The organism is Bacillus sp. CH_70 (assembly GCF_038007045.1).
GTDB classification, from domain to species: Bacteria; Bacillota; Bacilli; order Bacillales; family Bacillaceae_G; genus Bacillus_A; species Bacillus_A cereus.
In genome coordinates, this window is sequence record NZ_JBBOWL010000001.1 from 3,279,673 (window position 1) to 3,293,807 (window position 14,135).

Consider the following 14,135-nt stretch of genomic DNA (forward strand, 5'->3'; position numbering starts at 1 on the left):
CTTATCCTCTATTCTTTCTTATTTCTTTTTGAATTTTACGCAGTGCTTTTTTCGATCCGCGCTCAATATCGTGTTGCATTTTTCTTTCTTTATAATCAACAAATAGTGTATTTAAATCGTATCCTTCTGGATATAACTCCTTCGCTGCTACTTCTAAAGTAATACGTTTTACATTTACTTCAACGAATTCACCGTTATAATATACAACAACGTTATAAAAATTATCTTTTTCCTTATAGATGATACCAAAATCATCATGATCCAATAAATTCACACGATCGCCGATTTTGTACTCATAATGAGATTCTCTTTTTTCTTGTACAAATTTCGGTTTTCTAATTTTACTTTCATTCACTTTTTCTAAAGCGTACTCTTTATTTCCCATATACTCTTTCGCTCTTTTCAGTACATGTTCTTTTACGCTCATTTTATTCGCAATCCAAAGTGCATTACTTTCTCCTGATTTTCCGATAACTAATTTATAAAGCGGCTCTAGCGTTTCACTATTAAACTGCATCGCTGCATTCATAAAGTCATCATGCATTTCTGAGAATCGTTTAATTTCTCCGTAATGCGTACTCGCAACGGTAATACATCCCGCAAAGTACAACTCTTCTAAAATAGAAATTGCAAGTGCTGCACCTTCATTTGGTTCTGTACCGCTCCCTATTTCATCAAATAAAAGTAACGTATTATTATTTGACATCCTCATAATCTCAGACAGATTTTTCATATGAGACGAAAATGTACTTAGTGCATTTTCAATACTTTGATTATCACCAATATCTACGAATACATTTTCGAAAATAGCGATTTCTGTACCTTTATCTCCTGCAATATGAAGACCTGACATTGTAGCTAATGTTAACAATCCAATCGTTTTTAACACAATTGTCTTTCCGCCCGCATTCGGCCCTGTAATAATTAAACTACGATACTCTTGACCAATTTTAAAATGTAACGGTACAACTTGCCCTGTTAAAAGCGGATGCTTACAATTCACTAAATGAATGTAGCCATGATCGTTTAACTTCGGTTCTATTCCATCAATCGATTTACTAAACTTCGCTTTCGCAAATACCATATCATACTGACTAATTAGCTCCATGTTAATCTTTATATTATAAATGTTTTCTAACACCATTCCTGATAAAGTCGCTAAAATCTGATACTCTTCAACCGCTTCTTCTGCTTTCAAACCTGCTAATTCTGCATTCAATTTCGTAACCGTATGCGGTTCTATAAATACAGTAGAACCTTTTGCCGAGGCTTCAATAATACTTCCAGCAACTTGATTTTTATAGGAAGATTTAATTGGAATCGTATAACGGTCATCCTTTTTACTAATAAAGAATTCCTGAATGAATTTCTTATTTGCACTACTATTTAAAAACTTCGTTAAACGTTCTTTTATTTTCCCATCTACAGAATCGATATTATTTCGAATTCGTTTTAACTCTTTACTTGCAGCTACATCAATACTATTTCCTTTAATTGAAAAGTTAATTTCCTCTTCAATACTTTTATATTCAGTCATTGAATTTGCATAAGAAGCTAATACTGGTGCAAAAAATTCTTTATCTAACATAAACTTTTTAATCTTTCTACACCCACGTAAAAAGTCTGAAACACTTACTAATTCTTCTGGATCTAAAATCATCCCTTTTTCTAATTTTTGAATTGTACTAGCAATATTAGAAATGCCGAAGAAAGGAACATGCCCTTCTGCATCTAATATAGCTCGTGCTTCTGTCGTTTCATTCAAGCGATTTCTCACTACTTTTATACTCGTACTCGGCTCTAATTTGTTTACTAATTCCTTACCTAATCCACTTACACAATAAGATTTCACTATATCCTTTAATTCGTTATATTGTAACTTTTCAAAAGTCATCGTATTCATTTTGTTTCTCCTCACTATGATTGATTTTTATCATAAATGAAGATACCTACTCATTAGATTCCAATGAGCTCTACATTATTTAATTACCATTTTTATACATTAAAAATATATACAAAAAAGCTGCGGGGATACCGCAGCTTTTACATTTACAAGGCATGTGTAATAACGTATGAGGAAATAAGCCATAAAAATAGATGGCAGTCCCTTATTACACGCTTTATAAAGTATTGTAGGTATCTTCATAGGTTTTGAAATAAATGCATGACAAAATTAGGGGTATGATGTACATAAAAATCCCCTGGTCTTATCCGATTTATTTCATTAAATTTTTCCTATTTAATACCTACCGCACTCACAAAAAGCACCTCTCATTAATTTATATTATAGTCATTGAAATCTAATTTATTGAAATCATCATACTATATGTTACGTGAGAAGTAAAGGTGTCATACTTTAGTAGTACGTAACTATAGATTTCAATATTGCTTAAATTAGGTCTATATTCACTGAAGAGAAATTATAAGAAGCGCCTCCGCTATTGCGAATGTCATTTACTTCCCCTAATACATTTAATAATTATGACAAGCAATGATAGGAGGTTTACTATATGAGTGAAGAATATAATATTTTACATGGACCTGCTCTGGAACCAAATTTAATCGGTCCCACACTACCATCAATTCCACCATTTACATTCCCCACCGGACCTACTGGAATCACAGGACCTACCGGCGCGACAGGTTTTACCGGAATTGGAATAACTGGTCCTACCGGGGTTACAGGTCCTACCGGAATCGGAATAACTGGTCCTACCGGGGTTACAGGTCCTACCGGAATCGGAATAACTGGTCCTACTGGGGTTACAGGTCCTACCGGAATCGGAATAACTGGTCCTACTGGGGTTACAGGTTCTACCGGAATCGGAATAACTGGTCCTACTGGCGCAACCGGTTTAGGGATTCTTCCCATATTTGGAGCAATAACTTCTGAAGTAGGAATCGGTTTTTCAGCAGTAGTTAATACAAATATTAATTTTACCATTCCAGGACCTGCTAGTGGAACTACCCTAAATCCATTAAATAATTCTATTACAATTGATACCACTGGCGTGTACTCTGTATCCTTTTCAATTGTATTTGTAATACAAACTATATCGTCTAGTATATTAAATCTTACAATAAACGATTCCATTCAATTCGCAATTGAAACGCGAGTTGGTGGTGCTTCTGGGGTGAGAGCTACATCCGCCAGAACTGATTTACTACCTTTAAATCAAGGGGACGTTCTTCGAGTACGAATAAGAGAAGCCACGGGTGACATTATATATTCCAATGCCTCTCTTGTTGTTATAAAGGTCGACTAACTCTTTTATTACAATAAAGATTCAGGAAAAATAAAGTGAAACTTTAATAAGCCCTCACCAATCGGACTGACCACAAATAGCGGGATAAATATGCACAATATAAAAAGAAGAGGTAGACTTATGTTTCAGTCTACCTCTTCTTTTTCATCACCAAATTACTGCTGAACATATATGGAAACTGATCCTCCACTTACTTGGAATTGTCCCCAACCATCCTTATTAATTGTTACAGTATTTGTTTGATTACCCGTAATATCGTACCATACTTCCCCTGCGTTATTCTTCCCAACATCCATCCACTTTGACCCTCCTGGTCCATCAGAGATTAATGTTGCTAAACCAGAATTAGCATGTACACTATCACCTTCTCTTGTCCAGCCAATTACATCTGGATGATCAAAATAATCCCGCTGCGTACCATATGCAAAGTTTTTTCGTGCCGTCAAAATCGGATCAATTTTGTCCTTTAACGCTGGAATTTCATAGTTACTATTTCCTTTTGTACCATAGTAATCACCATAGAAAACAGAAGGATATCCCTCTGCACGCGTTAAAATAAATGCATATGCCAACGGTTTGAACCAAGGGCTCACTACAGATTCCAATGACTGACCAGGCTGTGAATCATGATTTTCAACTAGAGTAACCGCAAGTGTAGGATGATTCGCAACTACCGTTCCTTTTAAAATATTTCTCATATCATAATTCCCATTTCCTGTTGAAGCATAGTGAAAATTATAATGAAGTGGTGCATCGAACACAGATTGATTATAATTGACCTTCGCTAAATAATTATTTAAAGTCTGGATATCATTTTGCCAATATTCAGCTACTGTAAACATTTCTTTCCCCGTTTGCTGTCTAACATGATTTACCCAATCGCGCAAATATTCATGATCAATATGTTTAACAGCATCTAAACGAAAGCCATCTAAATTTAATTCCTTCGCATACCACGTTCCCCATTTTTTCATTTCATTCGCAACATCTGGATGATCAAAATCAAGATCCGCGTACATCAAATAATCATAATTCCCATTCTCGCTAGACACTTCCCAGTCCCACGCTTTACCTATGCCCCTAAATTTATAAATTCGGTTTAATTTCTTTCCTTCATCCCAATCTGTTCCGTCAAAATGATACCATTTCCATTTGAAATTAGAATAAGAATCTCCACGCCCTGGAAAGTTAAACCCTGTCCACGCACTAATTTCATAATCACCTGATACTTCAACATTTCGATTGCTCGGGTCTACTTCAACTGCTGTGACAGTTTCCGTATAATCAGCCCCACCTTTATGATTCATAACTACATCACCGTATACATCGATGTTTTTCTTATGTAAAGCGTCAATTGCAGACTTCAATTGTGCTTTCGTCCCATATTTCGTCCGCACTGTTCCCTTTTGATTGAATTCCCCCAAATCATATAAATCATATGCTCCATATCCTACGTCATTTTGCGTAGTTCCTTTATATGCAGGTGGTATCCAAACAGATGTAATTCCCTTTTGCGCTAAATTTTCAGCATCAGTACGCAAACGATTCCAATGATTCCCATCATTCGGAGCATACCACTCAAAATACTGCATTAACGTTCCATTGTTAACTGTATCTGCATATGCTTTACTCCCCTCATATATACTAGGTAAAAACAAAACAACTGACAATCCGACTATTGTTATTCTTTTAAACATCTGTACACCATCCCCTTCTAAGAAAGCGTTTGCATAGTTTATCAGAATTATTATAATATTCGTCCCACCGTTAGTAAAGTAGCAATCTCTCACTCTCCCACATTATTTTTAATCTCACTTCAAATATTCAACGTAGTTTTAATTTCACATCCTATTCAAGATTGTTTACAATTTACCTATAAAAACATAACGGAGGGATTTCTATGACAGACTTTCAAAAACAATTTTTCGCACGATTACATATAGAAGAAAAAGACACAGTTTCATTTGAAGATTTATCTAACATTATGTACGCAATGGCACAAACTGTTCCTTTTGAAAACTTAAATATTCTCGAAAAGAATTTTAAAGAAATATCAAAAGAAAATTTGAAAGAGAAAATTTTAGTAAATAACCGTGGCGGTCTTTGTTATGAACTCAATCCTACTATGTATTACTTCCTGAAAGATTTTGGATTCGATGTTCATCTCGTTTCAGGAACAGTTTATAACGCTGCAAACTCCATATGGGCTGTTGATTCTGGCCATATCGCAACCGTTTTAACACATCATAATGAACTTTATTTAATTGAAGTAGGATTCGGATCATACTTACCTCTTACCCCTGTCCCTTTCTCAGGTGAAGTCATTCACTCTGTTACAGGAGATTATCGTATTCGTAAAGAAATGACCGAAAAGGGAAACTACATTTTAGAGATGCGGAAAAACAATGAGTTCTCGGATCAATCTTCTGCTGATGATTGGACGTTAGGCTATGCATTTTATATAGAAGAAGTGGATGAAGAAAAAGCAAATACAGCACAAAAAATTATCGTTGAACATGAAGGGTCACCCTTTAATAAACTACCTCTTATTGTAAAACTAACTGAAGATGGGCATGCCTCTTTAACGAAAGATAGCCTTACAGTAGCGAAAAATGGTAAAAAAACGAAAGAAACCGTTACAGACATGCAATTTACAAACCTTTTACATTCAAAATTTGGAATTACACTATAAGTATGTAAGCCTTGTTATTTTAGCAAGGCTTTTCAATTTTCAGCAGGGATTTTTTGCAATTTGTTGTATTTCATAGTTATATAGAAATATAACTACATGTTTAGAAAGGAAATGATTATGACAGAACTTAAAGATCGATTACAAGTAGCTGATATAGAAAAATGGGATTTAACAGACATTTACCATACAATTGAAGATTGGGAAAGTGATTTTCATAAAATTGAAGTATTAACGAAGGAATTACACGAGTTTAATGGCAATATTCACGATGGCAATAGTTTATTAGCTTATTTAACGAAGAGTGAAGAAATTTCTAGCATAATATCTTTAATGTTCGCTTATGCACGATTACAATCTGACCTTGATACACGCGATACTGACGCGCAGTCTCTTGTCGATAAAGTATCACAATTACACGTAAAAGTAAGTGCAGCTAAATCTTTCTTTTCCCCCTTCTTACTTAGCATAGACGAAAGCACATTACATTCTTACATAGAAGAAACAGAAGGCTTACAATATTATAAAGAAGACTTATTTGAATTATATCGTTATAAAAAACACGTATTGAATAAGGACCAAGAAGCAATTTTATCACAGATGGGTGAAGCTCTTTCTTCTCCACAGCACACATTTGGTATGTTAAACAATGCAGATATATTATTTGGTGAAGTGACGACTGACGATGGAGAAAAAGTGAACTTAACACGCGGAATGTATGCAAAGTTAATAGAAGATACGAATCGTGAAAAGCGTAAAGAAGCTTATAAAGCATATTACAAACCATATGTTCAGTTAAAGAATTCCATCGCATCTACTTTATCCGCTGCTATTAAAAATAATGTTACCGTTTCGAAGCTAAGAAACTATCCATCAGCGCTAGAGAAATCATTATTTGGCGATATGGTTCCGAAAGAAGTATATGAAAACCTTATTGATACAACGAAAAAAAACATTCAAACATTACATACATACAATGAAATTCGAAAAGAAAAATTAAACGTAGATGAACTAAGACAATACGACTTAGGCGTCGATTTAGTAGAAGGTGCAAAACAAGACATCCCATATAGTGAAGCATTTGACATTATGATTGCATCACTAGCTCCTTTAGGAGAAGAATATATTGAGACATTAAAAAGTTTTAAAGATAAACGATATATAGACGTAAGAGAAACACCAGGAAAACGTTCTGGTGCTTATAACTTTGGTGTATATGGTGTTCATCCTTTCATTCTTTTAAATCATCACGATGATTTAAATAGCCTGTTCACTCTTACTCATGAATGCGGGCACGGTATGCATACGCACTATTCACATGGATACCAACCAAGAATTTCTGCACATTATTCTATCTTTGTGGCAGAAGTCGCTTCTACAGTAAATGAAGTGTTATTAATTCACTATTTATTAAAAGAAGCAAAAGAAACGAACGTGCGTAACCATTTAGTTGACCATTTTATTGAAAAATTCAAAGGTACTTTCTTTACACAAATTATGTTTGCAGAATTTGAAAAAATCACACATGAAATGGCGGAACAAGGTAAACCATTAAATGCACAAGTCTTCAGTGAAATTTATGAAAAACTATTTAAAGAATATAACGGTGATTCACTTGTATTTGATGAAGAAGTAAAATACGGATGGGCTAGAATCCCTCATTTCTACCGCCCGTTTTACGTATACAAATATGCAACTGGATTCGCATCTGCCATTCAAATCGCTGATAAACTATTAAGCGGTGATCCGAATGCTCAGAAAAATTATATTGAATTCCTGAAAGGTGGAAGTTCTGATTATCCACTAAACCTATTGAAAAAAGCTGGTGTTGATTTAACTACGCCAGAACCGATTGAAAGTGCATTGAAACAATTCACTCAACTTGTTGAGGAGTTTTCAGCATTATAAAAAGCATGCAGAGTATATGCTCTGCATGCTTTTTCATTTGAATTACTCTATTCTATATGCTGCTGCGTCACACAGTGAATCATACCACCATACGCATACAATTCATTCACATAAATACCGACAATTCTTCTTCCTGGAAACTGACCTTCAATAATTTGCAGCCCTAACTTGTCATGTTCATCACCATATACAGGAACTAATACAACTTCATTACCAATATAAAAATTCAAATATGAACCCTTACAGTCTGCTTCTTTTACCACTTTTCTTGTTACTGGTACTGGAATGAGCTGAAATGGCTTTCCATCTATATTTTTCGCTTGTCGTAATTCTTGATAATGCTTTTCGTACGCCTCCAAAAGGTATGGCTCTCCTTCACCGAAAGGATCATATTCATACAGTATCGTATTTTCATTTACAAACCGTGCCGCGCCATCAATATGATAATCCGTATCTTCATCATAATTATCTTCTCCGCGTATACCAGTTATCCATATAAAATTCGTTACTCCTAAATATTTCGTTAATTCCATTTCAATTTCTTTCTGACTTAGTGTGGGATTTCGATTTTCATTTATAATAGACGTTTTCGCCGCCATTAAGGTCCCGTTTCCGTTTATCTCAATTCCCCCGCCCTCTAGACAGACACTAGATTCAACTTTTGGAATGCGATACATTTCACTTATTTTATTCGGAATATTAGCGTCTTTTTCGTACGGATATTTATTTCCCCAACCATTAAATATCCAGTGCGTTAGGCAGCGATTCCCTTCCTTATCCGTTACAAAGATTGGTCCGTTATCTCTTATCCAAATATCATCAGTTTCTTGAATTAAGAAATCAATTTTATCCATATTTACATTAGCTTCCATTAACTTCGATTGGACATGTATTTTCTCTTCTTCATCACATACAACAATATGGACATTTTCTCCATAGTGAAGCTCCTTTGCCATCGATATCCAAATATCATCTAACTTAGCTCTATAACCTTCACCTCTATGTGCTTTATCATGTGGCCATTGGAGCCATGTACCTTCATGTTTCTCCCATTCCGCAGGCATATAAAACAAACTATTTTCTATATTTCTCATACGTGTTCACCCCTTATATGAATGTACGTACAGTCTATACTTTGACATCGTGTTAAGGTCAACAGGAATATCTTCATTTACTTGTAGCAACTTTATAAGGTGACTCTTTATTTCGCCTTTTTATTATGATAAATTGCTTTCGTACATAGAATAAGGATTGACATAATGTTAATGTCAATCCTTATTCTCATTCTATTTTCGTAACTAAAAAACAAATTTGTGTCACATACTCTTCTGCTAAACAATCACATTCAGGTCCCTTTATATAAACCTCATATGGCGAATTAACTATTACACACCCATTTTTTTCAACCCATTCTTCTAACGCTATATAAGCGTAACCTATATAGTCATAACTTCCATAATGCATAGTAGTAACGATATGATGTGGACTTAGTTGTTTCATTTCATACTTTGGTGCTACGTCTTCATCATTCCCCTGCATAACCGGAATTCTTAACTCAATATCACTGTTACTTGGAATATATTCTTCATCATAAAAGACTGCAGATGGAGAACCGACTATTTGAAAGTTATTTTTTTGTACCTCTTCATATAAGTCATAAAAATAATCATCCATATCATCTATATCTATTTTTACTCTTTGAGTAATTATCGTTACTTCGTTCCTCATTCCCATTAATATATCGTAACTTCTATGGCGAGCAATATTTAGACTACTATTCACCATTACCATTTCATTCATTTCTGAAATAACCTGTAAATTTTGCTTCACTTCATGAGACAACTCGATAATTTGTGATTGTATATGTTGAACAAACGAATCTTGATCCGATGACTGCAAAACAATTTTAATTTTTGGAAGAGGAAATTTATACTCCCTTAGCTTTTTTATTTTCAATGCTACTTCCAGCTGCTCTTGTTCATAATACCTATACCCATTAACCGGATTCACATATGCCGGTTTTAATATCTCCTCTTTGTCATAATGTCTTAACATCCGCGTACTCATTTTACAAATCCGAGAAAACTCAGCGATGGTATACATATCAATACTCCTTGAATATATTTTCTTTTCATTACTTATTTATTAAAACCAATCAAAAATCTTCTTCATTGAAAAATCTTCATTCTGATTTTTCAATCTTCTCATTTTCGAAGGTAACAAATGGCTTGGACAATACCACGTTAAACAATTCATTGCGCCTCCCATTGTTGATATTTCTCCTACATGAATTTGAATAACTTGCTTCTCCGTATACTGTTGAATATATCGTAAAACTTCCTCATCTTTGGCTAGTCCAAACTTAGGAACATAAAGAGCATCACATGATTCTAACATATTTATATACAACCCTTTTGCTGATGCTATCTCTTGATCATATTGTCCTTTCTCTGTATATGATGAAGGAACAACTATAAATTCAGCTTCTGGCATTTGTTCTTGAATAATCTCTTGAACACTATATCTAAATTCATGATCTCCTAAAAAATCACTAATAAACATTGTATGTTCATCAATAAATTTAACCATTCCGTCTGCGTGTGCTAGTACATCCCCTTCTTCAGCAGGAATAATAATAACTCGACTCACATCTAAATCCCATTCTAACTGCTCAATAATTTCCTCTTCTGTCCAATCATCGTTATCATCAAATATACGTTCTGTTAATATTACGGTATCTTTTTTATTCCAAATAAGATTACCACCATCTAATATTAATGGGGATTTCACATATTCAAAGTCATTCTTTTTCAACCATTTATTAAACTGTTGATCTAAATATCGCCCTTGATCATCTGGCAAATAATTTGGTCGATATTTAAATTTAACTAGATGATTTGTGACAACCGGTGCAACATCTCTTAGCCAAATATCATCATACTCAAAACAGCTCGTATGAAAGTCTTGTTCTTCAACAGATAAAGATATAAGTTGATCCGCAATTGATTTCTTTTCATTTAAACATTCATTAAAGTAAATCAAGTCTTCATAAAATGGTTGATAATATTCATTCGATTCGTCTGGTATTGCAGTAAAAATAATCCCATTATGTTTTTGTTCCATATTATTTACCTCGCTTTTTAATAGTAGTTACATAACTGATTTCACAAAGCCAACTATTCCTCAATTCATTTCTCTTTTCATTACAACTCATGAACCGCGTATATTTCATGAATGGATTATAGCATGGAGAAATATTATATATTTATATAAAAAATATAAAGCTGACGTTAAGCCTTAAATTGACTCTTGACAAGTTTTTTAAATAACCTATTTTAAAACAACAATAAATGATTAAATGATTTTTGTATCAAGATTCAAACCCATTACTTCTAATAGATCGTTTTGATTATATAAATTCACTAAATGCGCTTCTACTCCTATACAAATTCCTTCTAGCGGAAGATCATTTGGATCCTGACCAAAGGGATCTTCAATTTCAACCCCTATTGCTTCAATACCTATGAATGCAAAACTTATAAACGTAGTCGCAAGTACTGTAAACCATCCGAGACTATCAACAAGACCAATCGGTAAAGTCGCACAAAATATAATCAATAAAATTTTTATATGAGCAAAATATGCAAAAGGAATAGGTGTTGTTTTGATACGATCACATCCACCCACAGATGTAAGTAACGTATTCAAATCCATTTCCATACTAATTATCGCATTTGGATGAATTTGCCCCGTTTTCAAACCTTTTGATAGTATAGTTTTCAACATAAAAACTATACTAATCGGTAAATGATTGGACTCAACCAAAAGTGCTTTTTCCTTCTCAGAACAGACAGCGAGCAATGATTTCACTTCAGATAGATTTTTTTCCTCTCTCAAGTGTCCTTTCGCTAACTTTGGAAATGCAATTAATAAATGTAAAAATTTTATTTTTTCCTGCTCCATACTCTTCCCTTTAGAATCCCAATGACATAAAAAACTAATTGCTAAATTTCTAGTACAAGCACCAACCGTGCCAAAGAGCTTTCTACCTTCCCAGTACCGATCATAGGCAGTATTCGTACGAAACACTAATAGTAATCCTAAAGCTCCTCCGACGATTACCCAAGGAGTCTGATTTATATTTATTTCTGTATAGTAATAATTAATCACAGCTACTATCGTTGAAATACACGTATATAATACGATTTGCGGGAAAATATCTCTTATAATTGTCCCTTTTAATGTAAATATTTGATGTAAACTATTTTGATTATTGTAATGAACCATATTTACAAAAACCTCTTTCTCTATTAACCTTTTATTCTTTTAAATCATGAAAGTATACAATTAAATAATAGAATCATAAACCCTATCATTATGAGGCTGGTTAAGATTATTTCTTTCAATACTGTTACTCCTTTTTTCAAAAAGATAAAATATCTTATTTAATTCAACAACAAATGTTCACTATTCTAAATCTCGACGCATCATTTTAGAATTCGCAATGAACAACGCACTAATTAATACAAAGATTGCACAGGCATATAACAATAAATCTAACGGACTATCGTGATCTATAATAATAAGACGAACAATAGCTGTTATACCTATATATATAAAATATCGTAATGGAAAATGAAAATTCATTTGAAAATACTTTATAATCATTACGATGAATTCAAAGTACAGAAAGAATACGACGATACTATCAATTAAATGATAACTAGATTCATTACCATCCAATTTCAGTTCTTGTATAAACTGAATGACTTCTTTCATAAGAAATACACTTAGAACAACCCCTAAGCAAATTAAGGCTACATTTAAAATGTACTGTAAAACGATAGGGAAATACGAAAACACTATTTTAAAATTCTTTAACACAAACATTTTTCTCCTTTACCATATAAAACGAAAAGCGAACATACACTACAATTCAATTATCATTATATTTAATTTTTATTTTTACAAATAATAAGGAACGACAAAATAGGCAAAGATAAGATTTCACCTATTTTGTCTATATAGCAGCACAACGAAATTACAATTAATTACTTCAATGCAATTGGTTGTTGTTGTGTCACACAATGTATCATACCGCCGTTTTTATACAACTCCCTCACATCAATACCGACTACTTTACGATCTGGGTATAACTTCTGAATCGTATCGTTTGCGATTTTATCATTCGGATCATTATAATTAGGCACTAATACAACTGTATTCCCAATATAATAATTGATATACGATCCCTTATAATCGAGAGTTTTTCCATTCTCTAAAGCAACCTTTTCTTTACTAAGCGGCAAGTATTCATACTTATATTTCTGTCCTGAAGCATTTTTGGCATCTAACAATGTATCCATATCTTTATTAGATAAACCCCATTCAGCTAGGTCATCTTCTTTCATCGTTACAATGGTAGATTTATTATGGAATTTAGCAAATCCATCAATATGAAAGTCCGTAATATCTAAATTAGGTACTCCGTCTAACCAAATAAAGTTTGATACCCCAAGGTCACTTATATATTTTTCAATTTCCTTTTCTGATAAATCAGGATTTCTATTTTTATTCGTTACCGCACTTCGAGTTAATAAAGCAGTCCCATTGCTGTCTAATTCAATTGCGCCGCCTTCAAGGACAAATTTCCCCCAATCAATTCTTTCAATTCCTGATTGTTTACTAACATTCTTACGTATTTGAGCATCATTTTTATAAGGTGTCTTCTTCCCCCAACCATTAAATGCTGGATCTAATATTTTGAGATTTTTGTTGCTGTCATAAACAAAAATCGGTCCACTATCCCTTGCCCATACATCATCAGTAGGCGCGATAAAGAAATCAATCTTCTCCATATTTAACCCTTCATCTGTTAAAAGCTTATTGATTCTCTCCTTTTCTTCCTGGTCATATGCAACAATGTGAACTTTCTCACCCTCAGTTAAAGCACTTGCCATCTTAACCCAAATAGGTTCAACTTCCTGCTTATACTCTTCACCATATGTGTATTCATGTGGCCATTGCAGCCATGTACCTTCATGTTTATCTTTTTCATCTGGCATCGTATATTTCCCAGCATTTTTCTGTACCTCTACTTTTTCTCCTTCTTTCCCTTTAACATTTTCATTGTTACCCTCAAAAGAGCATCCACTAATAATCGTTGTAGATAATGTAGCTATTAAACAAAACTTTATTGCTTTTTTCATTTTTCCAACCTCCTGTTCTTGTCTCCAATACTGTAAAGCTTCACATAGTGTGAAGCTCAAGCT

Annotated in this window: 11 protein-coding genes; 3 read left to right on the top strand and 8 right to left on the bottom strand. The window is 33.6% G+C overall.

All coding sequences use genetic code 11. The annotated features are described in order from the left end of the window. Position 1: 1 nt before the first annotated feature. Positions 2-1,903 (bottom strand): endonuclease MutS2, encoded by a 1,902-nt coding sequence (locus N2V79_RS16665; RefSeq protein ID WP_182813169.1) that lies wholly within the window; start codon positions 1,901-1,903, stop codon positions 2-4. 607 nt (positions 1,904-2,510) lie between these two features. Here N2V79_RS16665 and N2V79_RS16670 point away from each other — a divergent pair. Next, positions 2,511-3,266: an exosporium leader peptide-containing protein gene (locus N2V79_RS16670; protein WP_197241931.1), complete on the top strand. Its 756-nt coding sequence runs from the start codon at positions 2,511-2,513 to the stop codon at positions 3,264-3,266. Between the two features lie 155 nt (positions 3,267-3,421). Here N2V79_RS16670 and amyS read toward each other — a convergent pair whose 3' ends face one another. Continuing rightward, on the bottom strand, positions 3,422-4,963 hold the full coding sequence (amyS, locus tag N2V79_RS16675; RefSeq protein WP_071731248.1) for an alpha-amylase: 1,542 nt from the start codon (positions 4,961-4,963) through the stop codon (positions 3,422-3,424). A gap of 203 nt (positions 4,964-5,166) precedes the next feature. On the opposite strand from amyS, the gene N2V79_RS16680 reads away from it, so the two are divergent. Further along, entirely contained in the window at positions 5,167-5,958 is a 792-nt protein-coding gene (locus N2V79_RS16680) for an arylamine N-acetyltransferase family protein (RefSeq protein ID WP_088024286.1), read from the top strand. Positions 5,959-6,075: 117 nt separating this feature from the next. After that, complete coding sequence (gene pepF, locus N2V79_RS16685; RefSeq protein ID WP_182813163.1) at positions 6,076-7,863, top strand: oligoendopeptidase F; 1,788 nt, start codon at positions 6,076-6,078, stop codon at positions 7,861-7,863. 47 nt (positions 7,864-7,910) lie between these two features. Here pepF and N2V79_RS16690 read toward each other — a convergent pair whose 3' ends face one another. The 6 genes from N2V79_RS16690 to N2V79_RS16715 form a co-directional block, all read right to left on the bottom strand. Further along, entirely contained in the window at positions 7,911-8,957 is a 1,047-nt protein-coding gene (locus N2V79_RS16690; RefSeq protein WP_001244187.1) for an agmatine deiminase family protein, read from the bottom strand. 187 nt (positions 8,958-9,144) lie between these two features. Beyond that, the gene (locus N2V79_RS16695) at positions 9,145-9,966 is read right to left on the bottom strand and encodes a MerR family transcriptional regulator (RefSeq protein ID WP_182813159.1); all 822 of its coding nucleotides are present in this window, start codon (positions 9,964-9,966) and stop codon (positions 9,145-9,147) included. Between the two features lie 42 nt (positions 9,967-10,008). Further along, complete coding sequence (locus N2V79_RS16700) at positions 10,009-10,986, bottom strand: agmatine deiminase family protein (RefSeq protein ID WP_000435519.1); 978 nt, start codon at positions 10,984-10,986, stop codon at positions 10,009-10,011. Positions 10,987-11,217: 231 nt separating this feature from the next. Further along, positions 11,218-12,150 carry a bestrophin family protein gene (locus N2V79_RS16705; protein ID WP_197241932.1) on the bottom strand — a complete coding sequence of 311 codons (933 nt, stop codon included), beginning with the start codon at positions 12,148-12,150 and terminating at the stop codon, positions 11,218-11,220. A 180-nt stretch (positions 12,151-12,330) separates the two neighbouring features. Beyond that, positions 12,331-12,747: a phosphate-starvation-inducible protein PsiE gene (psiE, locus tag N2V79_RS16710; RefSeq protein WP_000916570.1), complete on the bottom strand. Its 417-nt coding sequence runs from the start codon at positions 12,745-12,747 to the stop codon at positions 12,331-12,333. Between the two features lie 167 nt (positions 12,748-12,914). Continuing rightward, entirely contained in the window at positions 12,915-14,072 is a 1,158-nt protein-coding gene (locus tag N2V79_RS16715) for an agmatine deiminase family protein (protein ID WP_016080772.1), read from the bottom strand. Positions 14,073-14,135 lie beyond the last annotated feature (63 nt).